We start from the raw sequence: 17616 nt of genomic DNA on the forward strand, positions 1-17616 counted from the left end.
ATTAAGATGGCTTTTTGACATTGGCACTAATTATATTTTACTTTACTCCTTCTCCACCACATCAAGTTCCACCTTCAAATTTTTGATGATAAATTCTTGACGGTCAGGCGTATTCTTCCCCATATAGAACTCTAATAATTTCTCAATAGAAGTTGCTTTGTCAAGCATAATCGGTTCAAGACGAATGCTTTCCCCAATAAAATGCTTGAATTCATCAGGCGAAATCTCTCCTAATCCCTTAAATCGAGTAATCTCAGGTTTTGGTTTTAGTTTTTCAATCGCATTTCTACGTTCTTCATCACTATAGCAATAAATCGTTTCTTTCTTGTTTCGAACCCTAAACAACGGTGTTTGCAAAATATACAAATGACCATCTTTGATTAATTCTGGGAAGAACTGCAAGAAAAACGTAATCAATAGTAGTCTGATGTGCATTCCATCGACATCGGCATCGGTAGCGATTACAATGTTGTTGTAACGCAGGTTTTCCATATCGTCCTCAATATCCAAAGCGGCCTGCAAGAGGTTGAATTCTTCATTCTCATACACAATCTTCTTGCTCATTCCGTACGAGTTCAAGGGCTTACCACGTAAACTAAATACCGCTTGGGTATTTACATCACGCGACTTGGTTATTGATCCCGAAGCCGAATCTCCCTCCGTAATAAATAAAGTGCTTTCTAAGTAACGAGGGTTTTTAATATCGGCTAAATGTACCCTACAATCTCGCAATTTCTTGTTGTGAAGGTTGGCTTTTTTGGCACGGTCTTTCGCTAATTTTCTAATTCCTGAAAGTTCTTTTCGCTCTCTTTCTGCTTGCAAAATTTTGCGCAACAGCAAATCAGCTGTTTCAGGGTTTTTATGTAAATAATTATCTAATTTGTTTTTTATAAAATCATTGATAAACGTACGTACAGATGGCATTCCCTCTTCTGAACCCATATCCGTAGAACCTAATTTGGTTTTGGTTTGTGATTCAAAAACAGGTTCCATCACCTTGATACTTACCGCAGAAACAATAGATTTACGAATATCTGAAGGTTCAAAATTTTTATTATAAAACTCTCTTATCGTTTTTACAATTGCCTCTCTAAAAGCCACCAAGTGCGTTCCTCCCTGAGTGGTATTTTGTCCATTTACAAACGAGTGGTATTCCTCACTGTACTGCGATTTACTGTGTGTCATCGCAATCTCGATATCTTCAGATTTAATATGGATTATAGGATATACCTTGTCTTCCTCGGCAATATTTTCATCAAGTAAATCACGAAGTCCATAATCTGAAAAATATTTTTCCCCGTTAAATATAATTGTCAATCCTGCATTAAGATAGCAGTAGTTCTTCAACATTTTGATTACATACTCATATCGGAACTTGTAATTCTTAAAAATCGCTTCATCTGGAATAAACGTTACCTTCGTTCCTTTGCGTTTGGTAGTTTCAATTACATCTTCTTCTAACACCAAATTCCCCCCAGAAAACTCCGCTGCCTTTTGTTTATCTTCTCGTACTGATTCTACTCTAAAATAGTTTGACAAAGCATTCACCGCCTTGGTTCCTACTCCATTCAAACCAACGGATTTCTTAAAAGCTAACGAGTCGTATTTACCACCAGTATTCATTTTAGAAACCACATCAATCACCTTCCCAAGCGGAATTCCACGACCATAATCACGCACTGCTACGGTTTTGTCCTTGATAGAAACCTCAATAGTTTTCCCTGAACCCATGACAAACTCATCGATACAGTTATCAATTACTTCTTTTAATAAAATATAAATACCATCATCCGGTGAAGAACCATCGCCCAATTTCCCAATGTACATACCAGGACGCATGCGAATGTGTTCTTTCCAGTCCAGTGACCGAATATTATCTTCGGTATATTGATTTTGCTCTGACATTTTGGGAATTTATCGATTTTGTGCTAATATACCATTTCTCAAACTATTTTAAAAGCCCGTAGAATCAAAGTTATCAAGAATGATATTGACAAAATTGTGAGTTATTGAATATTTGGTATTTAGATATTGTTGTGAAGATTAAAGTTTTCGTTATCATTAAAAACTAAAATACTACTATTAATTAATTATTTACTTATACCCCCACTTTTGATAGGTGTAATGACTTATAAAATGGATTGACTAAACCAATATGGATTGAAAGTCTATAGATTTGGTTGTGCGATGAAAACTGTTGATGTTGAACAATATTTAATTATTTGGTACCCTACAGTATTTTGAGTTTCACTATTTTTGTTTTATAAATTATGTTGAATTTAAAACAAATTTCATTTGACTATCAAAACAAAAATAGGAATGGGTTTAGCAGCTTTGGGAAGACCCGAATACATCAACATTCGAGAAAACAAAAATATTGACAAAACAGAGAAAGCATTTAGAGAAAACGCTTTCTCAGTTTTGGATTTTGCTTACGAAAAAGGAATTCGTTATTATGATACCGCTCCTTCTTATGGAAAGGGCGAACGTTACTTAATGGACTGGAATAACGACCGAAAACATTCGGATGTCATTTTAGGCACCAAATGGGGTTATACCTATGTTGCAAACTGGGAATTGGGATACTATGGCAAACACGAAATAAAGGAACATTCACTAGATAAATTACTTGAGCAATGGGAAGTTTCTCAAGAATTACTGCCTAAATTAAACATTTACCAAATTCACTCGGCTACCCTAGAAACTGGTGTGCTCCAAAATGACGCCATTTTGAATAAACTATACCAACTTAAAAAAGAAACTGGAATACAAATAGGACTTACAACCAGCGGTGAGAATCAAAATAAAATTATACTCGAAGCTCTAAACATTAAAATCAATAACGATTATCTCTTTGATAGTTTTCAAGTGACATACAATATTTTAGAACAATCTACCTTTGAAGTTTTGAATATTTTAAAATCAAAAAGCAAATTCATAATTATTAAAGAAGCTTTGGCTAACGGCAGAATTTTTAATAAAGAAAACAAAGCAACTTATAGTCTATTAGAAAATTTAGCCCTAAAATACAACGTAGGTATTGATGCTATCGTTATTCGTTTTGTGATAGACAGCATTGAACCTAACTATGTTTTAAGCGGTGCTTCAAACATACATCAGTTAGAAGAAAATCTAAAAGCTTTGCATCCTGATTTGATATTATTGCATTCAGAGATGAAGCAACTAAGTTTATTACGCACCAATCCAGTATCTTATTGGGAGGAACGTAATCGCTTAACTTGGAATTAATACATAAATTAATTATTTAACAATCTTATTTTTTCGAGATTAAAACATATAGAAAACCCTGCTGAAGCAGGGTTTAAAATCAACTATTTTTTATTTTGAGGATTCAGTTCATCAATAACATCATCTTCATCTTCAGTATCTGAATCTCTTAAATATTTACTTGGAATAACACCAAATTGTTTTTTAAAACATTTAGAAAAATATGAAGCAGTATTAAACCCCGTCATGTACATAATTTCTTTGACAGAAAGATCACTTTGTTCAAGCAATTGCATGGCTCTTTTCAAACGAATATTTCGTATAAACTCACTAGAAGATAAACCCGTTAATTCTTTAATTTTTAAATACAAATTACTACGACTCAATGCCATTTCTTTCACCATCAGCTCCACACTAAATTCAGTATTCATCATGTGTTTCTCCACTACTTCAATTGCTTTTTGTAAAAAACGTTCATCAGCAGATGTTACGGTAACTTCATTAGGCTGTAAAGTTGTGTCTCTATTAAATCGTCTGCGCAATTCTTCTCTATACTTAAGAATGTTTTTAAGTTTTAATTCTAATAATTCCATGTCAAATGGTTTACGAATATAACCATCTGCACCATTTTTCAAACCTTCTTTCTCCCATTCTTGAGATGTTTTAGCAGTAAGCATAACCACAGGAATATGACTTGTTTCAGAGGTTGTTTTCAGTTTATCACACATTTCGATACCATCCATTACAGGCATAAATATATCTGTCAGGACTATATTCGGCATTAATTTATGAGCTAATTCTATACCGCGTTGGCCATTTTCGGCTTCGTAAATATCATAGGTTTTTTCCAGTCCGTTTTTAATCAAAATTCTGATATCTGGATTATCTTCTACGATTAACAATATAGGTTTTTTTGACCTGGATTTATGTTCTGTTTGATCCACAATTTCATCTAATACTTCAACAGCATGTGTTTCGGCGTTTAATTCACTAGTGAAGACTTTATTTTCTGTTTCTCCTCCAAAAGAAATACCACTTATATTTTCATAAGCATTTGATTTTTTTGGCAACCAGATAAAAAACGAAGCACCACGTTTCTTATTATTAGTGACTTCAATATAACCTTGGTGTAATTCAACTAATTTTTTGGTAAAATCAAGTCCAATTCCTGTTCCTTCACTATTTACCTTTCTATAGTCACTGTCTACATAAAAACGTTCAAAAATAAACTTTAATCGATGGGTAGGTATTCCTAAACCTGAATCTTTCACCTGAATAACTATATAATCAGATGGTTCCCCCATTAAGGTTAGATCTGATACCAATAAATGATCCTTACCATCAAATACTTCGATACTTATTTTACCTCCTTCAGAGGTAAATTTGAATGCATTTGAAAGTAAATTATTCATTATTTTCTCCATTGCATCGGTATCAAACCAAATTAAGGGATTATTAAGTTTTGAATTAATTTGAAAACTGATATTCTTCTTATGACTCAAAAACTGAAAAGGTTCTCCTACCAATTTTAAAAACTCAATGATATTACTTTTCCAAACTACTAAATCCATCTTCCCCTTGTCCATCTTACGAAAATCTAACAATTGATTAACCAAACGCAATAAATAATCAATATTTTTATGCATGATTCCGTATTGCTCATTAACTTTCTCTGGCGCAATAGCACCACCGTTTTTTTGCAAATATTCTAATGGCCCTTTTATTAAAGTTAACGGTGTTCTAAATTCATGTGAAATGTTGGTGAAAAACTCCAATTTCAAACGATGCATTTCATCGTGTTTTTCTTTTTCAAATACCTCTAATTCTAATTGGTGTTTTTTAGCAGAACGAATAATTTCAAACCTTCTAAGCGCCATTAAAAAGCCTACAAAAAACAATAAATACACGAAATAAGCAATATTTGTTCGCCAAAATGGAGGAACTACAGTAATTTTTAATTTAGATGGTGTCTCACTCCATATACCATCATTATTAGAGGATTTAACTAATAAGGTATAGGTTCCTGGAGCTAAATTAGTATAAGTAGCCAACCTGTTTTTATAAGAGGTGTAAATCCATTCGTCATTAAATCCTTCTAACTTATAAGCATAACTATTTTTTCTTGGTGCTGTATAATTTAAAGCTGAAAATTCAACTGAAAAACTATTTTCACTATACAATAACTCTATTTCTTCAATAGTATTAATGGATTGATTTAATATTACTCTTCCATCAAAATCTTCACCTATATTTATAGGTTTATTAAAAATTGAAAAGGAGGTAAAAACGGTTTTAGGTTTAATTGAATTATCTTTAATCTGATTTGGATAAAAAGCATTAAAACCATTAACACCACCAAAAATAAGTTCACCATTTCGTCGTTTAAAAGAAGCTAATTCACTAAATTCATTACTCTGCAAACCATCGTTAACATCATAATTTTTGAATTTTTCTGATTTTATATTAAAGCGGGAAAGTCCTTTATTAGTAGACATCCAAATATTTCCATAACTATCTTCTAAAATCCCTTTGATAACATTACTTGGAAGTCCGTCTTTTTCAGTGTAAGATTTAAAACTTTCTTCTTTACCAATTTTAGCGGGTACTAATTTATTTAATCCTCCACCAAACGTTCCAACCCATAAATCTCCATAACGACTTTCAAATATCGCCAAGATATAATTATGACTCAAACTCGATGGATCATTGTTCTTATTCTTGAAAACTGTAAAGTTTGGATTATTCTGCCTTATTTGATGAACTGGCAATTTATTAAGACCATCTCCCGTTCCAAACCAAATATTCCCTTTACTATCTTCATATATGGAACGGATAATATTATTGGAAATACTCGTTGAGCGGTTACTGTTTTCATACAAAATATCTTTCTTATAAACACCTGGTGTTCCTGTGGCTAACCATCGATGTACACCACCGTTATAGGTTCCTATCCAAATATTTTTTTTAGAGTCTACTAAAATAGAAAATACACTATGATCAACATTTTTTATTGATTCAATTTTCGTAGAAGATATTGCATTTGGATTTGTAATATCTAATTCATAGAGTCCAACAGCACCTTCAGCTCCTATAAGTAATTTTTTCGAGTTCCCTTCTTTAACTTCAGCAAGAGTAAATATTTTTAATGAAGGTAAAACTTTATTAAAATCAGTATATTTTTGCCCTTTTTTAATATAATTTAATCCACCTCCTTCTGTTCCTATCCACACATACTGATTGCTATCTTCAAAAATGCAACGAACTTTATCATTAGAAAGGCTTGAAGGGTTTAATGTTTTTTTTATATGCTTAAATCTTTTAACATCGGGATTAAATTTATTAATACCGCCACCATTTACGCCTATCCACAAAATACCTCCTTTATCTAAAAACAAGGATTTTATATCACTTTTACTCAAACTTAATTCAGGATTTTTAGGATCGTATACATATTGCTGGATAATTGAAGGTAATTTTAAAGACGAAGCATTTTCAAACCTAAACAATCCCTTAGTACTTCCTGCCCACAAATATCCTTTTGAACACAATAAGGTTGAATAGGATTCATCACTTATTAAATCAAATTTTATATTATTATCTTTAGAAGACACCACAAATAATCCTTTATAAGAGCTAATTAATAAACGACCAAATTCATCTTCTGCAATACTTCTTATAGAGGAATTAAAATAACCAATATCTTCAAAATACATTTCTCCATGCTTGTCCCTAGTTAGTTTATACAAACCATACAAACTACCCGCCCAGATGTTACCTTTACTATCTTCAAAAATGCTGTAAATATTTGTTCCATCCCATGAATTTTTTTCCTTTGACTGATTCATTACAAAATGATTAAAAACAGGTGTTTCTAATGACTTGTTTAAATCAATCATATCAATTCCCTTAGCTGTACCTATCCATAACCTATTTTTTTTATCTCTCAATAAAGAACTTACGGTATTACTAACTAAACTAAAATCATCACCAACCTTATTTTTAAAATGGGTAAAAGTTTCAGTTTTTTTATCAAAAAGATTCAATCCTCCTCCTGTGGTACCTATCCATAAATTATTTTGTTTGTCTTCAACAATTTTCCATACTAAATTACTACTGATACTTTTTTTATCATTTAATGCAGGTTTAAAAACTGAAAAATTATATCCATCATATCTATTGAGTCCGTCATGAGTTCCAAACCACATGAAACCTTCCTTATCTTGATAGATGGCATTGATATCACTTTGAGACAAACCATTATCTGTCGTCAAATGAACAAAACCGTTTTCTTCTTGAGCTTTTACACCGAAAGAAAACAGTAATAAAAACATCATTTTGAAAATAGTATTTAAAAAAGTGTTCGTTATTTGGTTCATCAATTTTGGCATTATATAAGTAGTATTAAATTATTCTTTTTATTAAATATTTCGACAAGAAGACGCTCTAATAATCAATTCTGGAGCTAATATAATCTTATTTAGGCTTGTTTTTTTATTTGGATTTTTCATTCTTTCTAAAAATGCTTCGGCAGCTAGCCTTCCTATTTGACTACTATGCTGATTAATTGTTGAGATTGAAGGTTGAGCTAAAGAAGTAAATGGTTCATCACTAAAACCGATTAACGCAATATCCTCAGGAACTTTTATTCCTTCTTCTAACAAAACTTGTAAAGCTCCTAATGCAGCATAATCTCCTGCTGCATATACAGCATCAGGTCGTTCTGGTAAAGCTAATAATTCTTTCATAATTCTCCTACCATCTTCGACTCTTAAATTGCTCTCAATAATCATTTCTTCCCGAATAGGCAATCCAGCTTTTGCCATCGCATCTCTATATCCTATAATCCTGTCTTTATAGATACGAATATGATTGAATCCAGCAATATGTGCAATACGTTTACAATTTTGACTAACTAAATGTTCAATAATCAAATGACTACTTTTATAATCATCAATACCTACATAATCCACATTTAATTCATCCTCTCCTCTATCAAATAAAACCAAGGTTACCCCTTTGGATTTTATCTTTTCATAGTATTCTAGATTAATGGTTTCATTTGCCATAGAAGCGATAATTCCATCTACCTGAATTCCTAATAAAGAATCGATACTTTGACACTCTTTTTTATACAATTCATTGGACTGTGTCATTACAATATTATAACCATTGGCATTCAATACTTCCTCCATCTCTTGAACTACTGATGAAAAGAAATTACTATTCACCCTTGGAACAATTACGCCCACTAGATTGCTCTTTCCTTTGCGCAAAGCACTCGATAAAGAATTTGGTTGATAATCCAATTGAACAGCCATATCCTTAACGGCAGCTTTGGTTTTATCACTAATTCTAGGGTGATCACTTAGTGCCTTTGAAACCGCCGAAGGGGTCAATCCTAAAGCTATAGCAATATCTTTTATGGTTGATTTTTTTTTTATTTCCAATTTATTTTTATATTTGTTCAATCGATTGAACAAATATAGATTCTTTTTAATTAATAACAAAATAATAGAATACAATAAGAACACAGTTAAAACTCAACTAATACAGCATTTTACGAACATCAACTAGTCTAAAGATTTATCCAAATCTTTTATTTTTAAAAGAATGTTCAAACGATTGAACAAAATAATAACAACCTAAAAAAATAAAATGAAATACATTGTTTGCGAAAAACCCGGAGAATTTATTTTAAAAGAAAAAGAAGCTCCTATCAGAAAAGAAAATGAAGCTTTATTACAAATCAATAAAGTAGGAATCTGCGGAACTGATTTACATGCATATGCAGGAAATCAAGCGTTCTTTACCTATCCTAGAATTTTAGGACATGAATTAGCTTCAACAGTTTTAGAAATTGGCGATAACCCAAAAGGAATCAAAGCAGGTGATAAAGTCGTAGTTATGCCTTACATCAGTTGCCAAGAATGTATTGCTTGCCGTAATGGAAAAACAAACTGTTGTACAAATATTAAAGTATTAGGGGTTCATACAGATGGTGGAATGCAAGAACAAATTACAGTTCCAACCAATATTTTATTACCAGCCAATCATTTATCAAATGACCAAATGGCAATTGTTGAACCACTTGCTATTGGTGCACATGCGGTACGTAGAGCTGCCCTTACTCCCGGTGAAACGGTAGCAGTTATTGGTTGTGGACCTATCGGGATTGGGATTATGAAACTAGCGCAAATTGCAGGAGCAAAAGTAATCGCAATTGATATGAACGAACAGCGTTTGGCTTACGCCAAAGAAAAAATTGGAGTGGATTACACTGTTGTTGCAGGAGAAAACACAGTTGAAGCGATTAAAGAAATTACAAACGGAGATTTATGTACCGCTGTTTTTGATGCTTCAGGACACAAAGGAGCGTTAGAATCTGCACCAAATTATATGTCTCACGGTGGTCGATTTGTATTGGTAGGCTTGTCAAAAGGAGAACTGACTTATACGCATCCTGCGATTCATGCTAAGGAAATGACTTTAATGTGTAGTCGTAACGCTACTACGGAGGATTTCGAACACGTTATTAATGTTTTAGATCAATTCCCAACTGAATCTTTCATCACACATACAGTCCCATTTACTGAAATGATAGAAAATTTTGATAGCTGGTTGAATCCTGCAACAGGAGTTATCAAAGCGACTGTCGAATTTAATTCATAATACAACTTACTATGTCAAAAACATTTGTACAAATACACCCTAAGGATAACATCATTGCTGCCTTAACGGAATTAACCAAAGGAACCGTAATTCCGCATAACGAAGACGAAATCACTTTGGTTCAAAACATCAAACAAAAACACAAATTCACTACTGTTGATTTAGCTATTGGTGAAGAAATTTATATGTATGGAGTCTTAATTGGAAAAGCGATGTTACCTATTCAAAAAGGAGAAGCGATTACGATTGAAAACACCAAGCATGCTTCGGCTGATTTCAATGAGTCAAATGAAAAATTTGTTTGGACACCTCCTGATACTTCAAAATTTGAAGGACGTACATTTAATGGTTTTCATAGAGAAGACGGCAGTGTGGGGACAAGAAATTATTGGTTAGTAATTCCGCTTACTTTTTGTGAAAACAGAAATATTGATGTACTTGAAGGGGCTTTATCCGAAAAATTAGGATACGAAACGGTCAAAGATTTTGCTGTAGATACTGATGCTTTAATCCAACAATACAAAGCAGGAGCGTCATCAGAAGAAATCCTGAATACACCAATTATTTCTACCAAAGAAGAACTGGCTAAAAACCGACTTTTTCCTAATGTGGACGGAATCAAATTCTTGAAACACGATGGCGGTTGCGGTGGAATTCGTCAGGATTCGGAAGCGCTTTGCAATCTTCTAGCAGGATACATTACCAATCCAAACGTGGCAGGAGCTACAATTTTTAGTTTAGGATGTCAAAATGCACAAATTCATATGCTTCAAAAAGCAATTGAAGACAGAGATCCTAATTGCAAAAAAACAATCCATTATTTAGAACAACAAAAAAGTGCTAGCGAACGTCTTTTAATTGAGGAAGCCGTAAAACACACTTTCTTGGGATTAATCGAAGCTAACAAATTAGTTCGTGAACCCGCTCCTATTAGCAAAATAGTTTTAGGATTAGAGTGTGGCGGATCTGATGGATTTTCTGGAATTTCAGCCAATCCATCCCTTGGATATGCTTCTGATTTATTAGCAGCAATTGGAGGTTCACCAGTACTATCAGAATTCCCAGAATTAAATGGTGTAGAACAAGACATCATCAATAGATGTAAGACTGAAGAAGATGCTACCAAATTTTCTAAATTAATGAGAGCGTATTCTGCTGCTGCTGTTGCCGTAGGTTCGGGCTTCGAAAACAACCCATCCCCAGGAAATATCAAAGACGGTTTAATTACGGATGCTATGAAATCAGCAGGTGCCGCCAAAAAAGGAGGAACATCACCAGTCGCACAAGTATTGGATTATACTGAAAAAATAAGAAAACCAGGTTTAAACTTGCTTTGTACTCCTGGAAATGATGTAGAAAGCACCACTGCCCTAGCGGGTTCTGGTTGTAATGTTGTGGTTTTTACCACTGGTTTAGGGACTCCAACTGGAAACCCTATTGCTCCAGTTTTAAAATTATCGAGTAATACCACCCTTTTTAACAAAATGAACGATATCATTGACATCAATGCTGGAACGGTTATTACTGGAGAAGACACCATTGAAACCATGGGTGAAAACATTTTAGAACACATCATCAGGGTTGCAAATGGCGAAATTTCGAAAGCCGAAATTAAAGGTCAAAACGATTTTATTCCTTGGAAAAGAGGGATTTCTTTGTAAGAGATACTAAGATACTAAGGCTCTAAGGTTTACTGAGAATCATAGAAACTCAGAACCTTAGCACCTCAGAACCTAACAAAAAAAAAATGCAAAAATTAAATAGAACAACTGCAAACAAAACCAACACAGCTCCCGAAAGAGTGATGCAATTTGGGGGTGGAAACTTCCTCCGTGCTTTTACGGATTGGATGTTTGATGTATTAAATAAAGAAACCAACTTCAACGGAAGTATTGTTATCATAAAACCTACTAAAAGAGGGGATTATGATGAATTAAAAGAACAAGATGGTTTATTTCATGTGGCCTTGGACGGAATTAGAAATGGCGAATTAGTTTCTACCGTTACTTTGGTCGAAAGCGTTAGTCGCATCATACAACCCTATACTCAATGGGATGATTATTTAAAACTGGCTGAAAATCCTGATTTGAGGTTTATTATATCGAATACAACTGAATCGGGTATTAAATTTTCGGAATCAGATGTTTTAAATGACAATCCTCCACATGAATTTCCAGCAAAATTGATTGTGTGGTTGCACCACCGTTTTCAGTTTTTCAATGGAGATAAAACCAAAGGCTGTATCATCATGCCTTGTGAATTGATAGAACAAAATGGAGAGGCGCTGCAAGCAACACTTTTGCAATATGCAAAACATTTTAATTTATCAGATGATTTTATCGAATGGTTAAACAACTCGAATTATTTCTGTAATACTTTGGTTGACAGAATCGTTTCAGGTTATCCTACGGATCGCGCTGAAAGTATTTTGAAGCAAATAGGTTTTGAAGATCCTTTGTTAGTAGCTGGTGAAGATTATCACAGTTGGGTTATTCAAGGACCAGAAATTGTACAAAATGAATTGCCTTTTGCAAAAACAAATTTGAATGTTCAGTTTGTAAATGACGCTCGTGCGTATCGCGAAATGAAAGTACGTATCCTAAACGGAGCACATACTTCGCTTGTTCCGGTGGGGTATCTTGCAGGATTACGTACCGTCAAAGAGTCAATGGACAATCCTATGATTCTGCAATTTGTAAACGAAGTTTTATCAGAAGAAATCACAAAAACCCTTCAAAATTTCCCTGAAAAAGAATTAAACTATTTTGTAAACGCCGTTTTAGACCGTTTCAAGAACCCAACTCTCAAACATTTCTTGATCAGTATTTCATTGAACAGTACATCTAAATTTATGGCGCGTTTGTATCCCGCTTTAAGCGAATATGCAACTGCTAATAAGGAGCTACCTAAACGAATCGTATTTTCATTGTCTTGTTTAATCCGTTTTTACAAAGGTGAATTTAATGGTGAAACTATTGCTGTTAATGATGCTCAAGAAACACTAGACCTTTTCAAAAAGACTTGGGAACAAAAAGATGCGAATGAAATTAGTTATTCTGAATTAGCTCAAAACATCCTTTCAAACACTGCTATTTGGGGACAAAATCTGGATATTATTGCTGGTTTATCTTTGGCTGTAGCCAAAAATTTAGAAGCTATTGAAAAAAATGGAATCGCAACAGAAATCAAAAACGTTTTAGCAATTTAGAATTATGGTAATAGACTCACACCAACATTTTTGGCAATACGAATCTCAAAAACACGAATGGATTGATGACGAAATGGCTACAATCCGTCGGGATTTTATGCCCCAAGATTTAGCAATCGTCTATCAAGAAAACAGAATTGATGGTTGTATTGCCGTTCAAGCGGATCAGACTTTGGCTGAAACGGATTTTTTATTAGAACTCGCCGCTGAGAATGATTTTATCAAAGGAATAGTGGGCTGGGTTGATTTAAGAGCTTCTAATATTGAAGAAGTACTTGCTTTATACAGCCAGTATCCAAAACTAAAAGGCTTTAGACATGTAGTTCAAGGAGAACCAGATCATAATTTCTTATTGAGATCTAACTTTTTACGAGGTATTGCAGCCTTAGAAAAATACAATTTCACGTATGACATTCTGATTTTCCCTCACCAATTAGGAGCGGCATTAGAATTAGTAAAACAGTTTCCAAATCAAAAATTTGTTATTGATCACATTGCTAAACCATATATCAAAGACGGTTTTTATGATGGTTGGGCTAGTTTGATGCTCGAAATTGGTAAACAAAAAAACGTATACTGCAAATTATCTGGTATGACTACCGAAGCGGATTATAAAACATGGACTCCTGAACAAATTCATCCTTACATGAAACTGGCATTAGAAGCTTTTGGCGCTGACCGAGTTTTATTTGGATCAGATTGGCCTGTATGTTTAGTAGCTGGAAATTACGCCCAAACAAAAGAATTAGTAACTCAATTTATTGCACAACTTTCTCCTAAAGAACAGAAGAAGATCATGGGACAAAATGCAATCAATTTTTATAACATATAATTAAGATGACAAATACAAAACCAACTTACATTAAAGGAGATTATACCAAAAGTCCTTTTTTTAATAACCAAAGTCGTTTAGTTCTTGGATGTTCAGGACTAGGTGGTGTTTGGAGACCAATAGATGAAACAGTCGCTGTTGATACTATATTACATGCTCTAAAAGAAGGTGTTCGTGTTTTTGATACCGCTCCATCATACAACAAATCACAACTTTTTCTTGGAAAAGCATTGAAAGAATGGACAGGCGAAAAACCATTTATAAGTACCAAAGTAGGACGTCTAAGATCTGAAAAAGCTGATGATTGTATTGTTGATTACTCACCTGAGACAATGCGTAAGAGTGTTTACGAAAGTTTAGAAGTTTTAGGTTTAGATAAAATTGATTTGTTGTTTTTACACGAACCACATTTGGTTCCTGTTGAAAGAATGGATGAAATCATGGAGTGTTTGCATTCTTTTCAAAAAGAAGGAATTGTAGACCAATTAGGTGTGGGTGGAAACCCAACAGAACCTTTTTACCCACATATGATAAAAGAAAATTTTGATGTGGTTTCTGGATTTTTGAAATTAGATGCTTGTAATACCAATGCATTTGACAAAGATATTCCTCAAATTAAAAGAGAAAAGATGGGATATTATGCCGCTTCTGCTCTACACATGGGATTATTAGGCAGACGATTAGAAACCTATGCAGAAGAGCGTCCAAATAATGAATGGATTACCAATACTGATGTTGATGTTGCATTGAAAGTAAACGACATTGCTGAAAAACACAATATTCCATTATCACGCTTAGCACTTCGTTATGTATTCTCTACAGAAGAAGCGGACAGAGTTGTGGTAGGACCTACAACTAAAGATCAATTAATTGATTTGTTAGACGCTTGGAAAGAAGGAAAACTAGAGGAATCTATTTTTGATGAAGTAACTAATACGATAATTTCAAACAGATAAACCATTCGTGTTATTATTAAAGACAATTATTACATCTTACGATTGTAAACTTTAATAATTTGCATGCATCAATAACTAACCACAAAATCATAATTTCAATGGCACAAACAGCTAAAATTTCAGTAGTTCGCAAAGACCTACTTTTTCCTTTCATCATAATAACATCCTTATTTGCTTTATGGGGAATTGCGAATGATTTAACCAATCCGATGGTATCTGCTTTTAAAAAAGTAATGCCAGAATTATCTAATATGCAAGCATCATTAGTGCAATTTGCTTTTTACTTTGGTTATTTCTTCATGGCGTTACCAGCCGCTTTATTCATTAGAAAATACAGCTATAAATCAGGAATTATTGTAGGCTTACTTTTATATGCAACAGGAGCATTCTTATTTTATCCCGCAGCAGCGTATCAAGATTACACATACTTCCTTCTTTCATTATGGATTATTACTTGTGGTTTGGCTTTTCTTGAAACCACTTCAAATCCATTAATTTTATTTTTAGGCGATCCAGAAACAGCTACACAACGACTGAATTTAGCACAAGCGTTTAATCCTATTGGTTCCTTGACAGGAATGATTATGGCGCAGGTCTTTGTTATCAACGCATTACGCTCTGACGATTATACAGCCGAAGCCTATAAAGCACTATCTTCTGATGAAGTAGTTGCTATTAGAGAAAATGACTTAGGAGTAATTAGTGTACCTTATATTGGATTAGGAGTTTTGGTTTTAATTATCTTGATGGTAATCGTATTTACTAAAATGCCAAAAACTGCTGACGAAGATAAAATGTCAATATCTGAATCATTCTCGAAGCTATTTGCTAACAAAAACTACAAACAAGGTGTGGTAGCTCAAGCATTTTATGTTGGAGCACAGATTATGTGTTGGACTTTCATTTTTCAATATGTAGACAACGTTAACCAAACATTTGGATTGCAATTAACTGCTACATATTATAATGTAGCTGCCATGATAATTTTCTTAACAGGTCGATGGATTGGAACAGCTTTGATGAAAACAATCAATCCTTCTAAAATTTTAATGCTATTTGGTATTGGTGGCGTAATCTGTTGTGCTGGAGCAATTATTTTGCAAGGTATGCCTGGATTAATCTCATTAGTATGTATTTCTGTTTTCATGTCAATTATGTTCCCTACTATTTACGGAATTGCATTAAAAAATATGGGAGACGAAGCTAAAATTGGTTCAGCTGGTTTAGTAATGGCTATTGTAGGTGGTGCATTAATGCCTGTTCTACAAGGAAGTATTTTGGACTGGGGAGGACCTGGTTTCTCAGATGTGAAAATTTTAGGATTTATCCCTGAAGTTAATTTTTCATTCATCTTACCTTTAATTTGTTTGTCTGTAGTCACATTGTATGGGTACACTACTTTTCAACTTTCAAAAAAATAAAAAATGAACACTACACGTCATTGTTTTTCATGTGATTTAAAAGACGACTCTAAATTAATCGCAGAATATAAAGCATATCATGCAGCAGGAAATGCATGGCCAGAAATCACTAAAAGTATTAAAGAGGCAGGAATTATAGATATGCAAATTTACCTTACAGGAAACCGCATGTTTATGATTATGGAAGTGGATGAAACTTTCGACCCCTTTAAAAAAGCCGAAATGGATGCTAATAATCCTAAAGTACAAGAATGGGAAAATTTAATGTGGGATTACCAACAAGAATTGCCTTGGGCAAAGGATGGTGAAAAATGGATTCCATTGGAAAAAGTTTTTCAATTATAATACCACCAATAAGAGACAGAGGCTATTTGACATTTTCAAATACCTCTTTTTTTTATATATACAAATTCACTTATTTATTTAAATCACAGGAACTAACTACGTAATTGATGCAAGTAGATCAGACAAAGAAATAGATAAAAAACTGCACTCTAATATTATATTTTATTCAATACCAACAGATTAAAAATATTATCAAAATTAAGTGCATAAATAGTTTGTAAAAATCAAAACTGTTCCTATATTTGCAACCGCTTAGCGCAACAAACACTAAGCAACTGGCCATGGGGAGATACTCAAGCGGCCAACGAGGGCAGACTGTAAATCTGCTGTGTAAACTTCGCAGGTTCGAATCCTGCTCTCCCCACAAAGCGCTGTAATTTTTATTACAGCGTTTTTTTTGTTATTGTTTCGTCCTGAAATGAATAAGAAACAAAATCTGGGATTTAATATAAACTATATTTGATTAAATTTGTTAAAACCCAAAAATAAAAATAAAAAATGAAAAAAATTTCTATCTTTTTAATTCTATTAATTGCCTTTGCAAATAGTGCTTATTCTCAAATAAAAATTGAAAAAATAATAGCCCAAGACCAACCTCATTATATAGTAACAAAAATAGGATACCCTATAGAGGGAACCTATCTTTATGACGGTGTATCAGAACCTAAAACTATTCTTAATGCTAATGGTACAGGTGTTTTTCAATTAAATGATTTGACTAAAAACGATATTAGTTGGGGAATTGAAGCAACTGAAGGAGGAATCCCAAAATTTAAAGAAGGATTTAATAGCGCTGCTTATACTCTTTGGTACAAAAAAAATATGGATACTGAAGAAAACTGGGTATCTACACAATTTTCCATTCATTATGACAAAAAGAAAATATTTATTGCTGGAGAAAGAAGCAAAATATATCAAGAGGAAGAAAACAAGATTAGATAATTATATTTCAATGTG

At 33.4% G+C, this 17616-nt stretch carries 12 protein-coding genes and 1 tRNA gene; 10 read left to right on the forward strand and 3 right to left on the reverse strand.

The genetic code is table 11. The features are described from left to right. Nucleotides 1-42: 42 nt before the first annotated feature. Nucleotides 43-1905 (reverse strand): DNA topoisomerase IV subunit B, encoded by a 1863-nt coding sequence (locus tag WBQ70_RS04910; RefSeq protein WP_423911323.1) that lies wholly within the window; start codon nucleotides 1903-1905, stop codon nucleotides 43-45. Nucleotides 1906-2295: 390 nt separating this feature from the next. On the opposite strand from WBQ70_RS04910, the gene WBQ70_RS04915 reads away from it, so the two are divergent. After that, nucleotides 2296-3249, forward strand: a complete 954-nt coding sequence (locus tag WBQ70_RS04915) for an aldo/keto reductase (RefSeq protein ID WP_423911325.1) — start codon at nucleotides 2296-2298, stop codon at nucleotides 3247-3249. Between the two features lie 83 nt (nucleotides 3250-3332). On the opposite strand, the gene WBQ70_RS04920 is transcribed toward WBQ70_RS04915, so the two are convergent. Together WBQ70_RS04920 and WBQ70_RS04925 are read right to left on the reverse strand one after the other, a co-directional pair. Then, nucleotides 3333-7604, reverse strand: a complete 4272-nt coding sequence (locus tag WBQ70_RS04920; protein ID WP_423911327.1) for a hybrid sensor histidine kinase/response regulator transcription factor — start codon at nucleotides 7602-7604, stop codon at nucleotides 3333-3335. A gap of 42 nt (nucleotides 7605-7646) precedes the next feature. Beyond that, nucleotides 7647-8675, reverse strand: coding sequence for a LacI family DNA-binding transcriptional regulator (locus WBQ70_RS04925; protein WP_423911328.1), 1029 nt, complete (start codon nucleotides 8673-8675; stop codon nucleotides 7647-7649). A gap of 208 nt (nucleotides 8676-8883) precedes the next feature. Here WBQ70_RS04925 and WBQ70_RS04930 point away from each other — a divergent pair, with 208 nt between their 5' ends. The 9 genes from WBQ70_RS04930 to WBQ70_RS04970 all read left to right on the forward strand — a co-directional run bounded on the left by WBQ70_RS04930 (nucleotide 8884) and on the right by WBQ70_RS04970 (nucleotide 17601). Next, nucleotides 8884-9897, forward strand: coding sequence for a zinc-binding alcohol dehydrogenase family protein (locus WBQ70_RS04930; protein WP_423911330.1), 1014 nt, complete (start codon nucleotides 8884-8886; stop codon nucleotides 9895-9897). 11 nt (nucleotides 9898-9908) lie between these two features. Beyond that, the gene (locus WBQ70_RS04935; protein ID WP_423911332.1) at nucleotides 9909-11558 is read left to right on the forward strand and encodes a UxaA family hydrolase; all 1650 of its coding nucleotides are present in this window, start codon (nucleotides 9909-9911) and stop codon (nucleotides 11556-11558) included. An 86-nt stretch (nucleotides 11559-11644) separates the two neighbouring features. Next, nucleotides 11645-13105, forward strand: coding sequence for a tagaturonate reductase (locus WBQ70_RS04940; protein ID WP_423911334.1), 1461 nt, complete (start codon nucleotides 11645-11647; stop codon nucleotides 13103-13105). 4 nt (nucleotides 13106-13109) lie between these two features. Beyond that, entirely contained in the window at nucleotides 13110-13937 is an 828-nt protein-coding gene (locus WBQ70_RS04945) for an amidohydrolase family protein (protein WP_423911336.1), read from the forward strand. Nucleotides 13938-13942: 5 nt separating this feature from the next. Continuing rightward, complete coding sequence (locus tag WBQ70_RS04950; RefSeq protein WP_423911338.1) at nucleotides 13943-14893, forward strand: aldo/keto reductase; 951 nt, start codon at nucleotides 13943-13945, stop codon at nucleotides 14891-14893. Between the two features lie 98 nt (nucleotides 14894-14991). Beyond that, the gene (gene fucP / locus WBQ70_RS04955; protein WP_423911340.1) at nucleotides 14992-16314 is read left to right on the forward strand and encodes an L-fucose:H+ symporter permease; all 1323 of its coding nucleotides are present in this window, start codon (nucleotides 14992-14994) and stop codon (nucleotides 16312-16314) included. 3 nt (nucleotides 16315-16317) lie between these two features. Continuing rightward, nucleotides 16318-16659, forward strand: coding sequence for an L-rhamnose mutarotase (locus WBQ70_RS04960; RefSeq protein WP_423911341.1), 342 nt, complete (start codon nucleotides 16318-16320; stop codon nucleotides 16657-16659). Between the two features lie 283 nt (nucleotides 16660-16942). Further along, nucleotides 16943-17023, forward strand: a tRNA-Tyr gene (locus WBQ70_RS04965). 134 nt (nucleotides 17024-17157) lie between these two features. Continuing rightward, the gene (locus WBQ70_RS04970; RefSeq protein WP_423911343.1) at nucleotides 17158-17601 is read left to right on the forward strand and encodes a hypothetical protein; all 444 of its coding nucleotides are present in this window, start codon (nucleotides 17158-17160) and stop codon (nucleotides 17599-17601) included. Nucleotides 17602-17616: the final 15 nt, after the last annotated feature.

Source organism: Flavobacterium sp. (assembly GCF_049590715.1).
In the GTDB taxonomy this organism is placed as follows: domain Bacteria; phylum Bacteroidota; class Bacteroidia; order Flavobacteriales; family Flavobacteriaceae; genus Flavobacterium.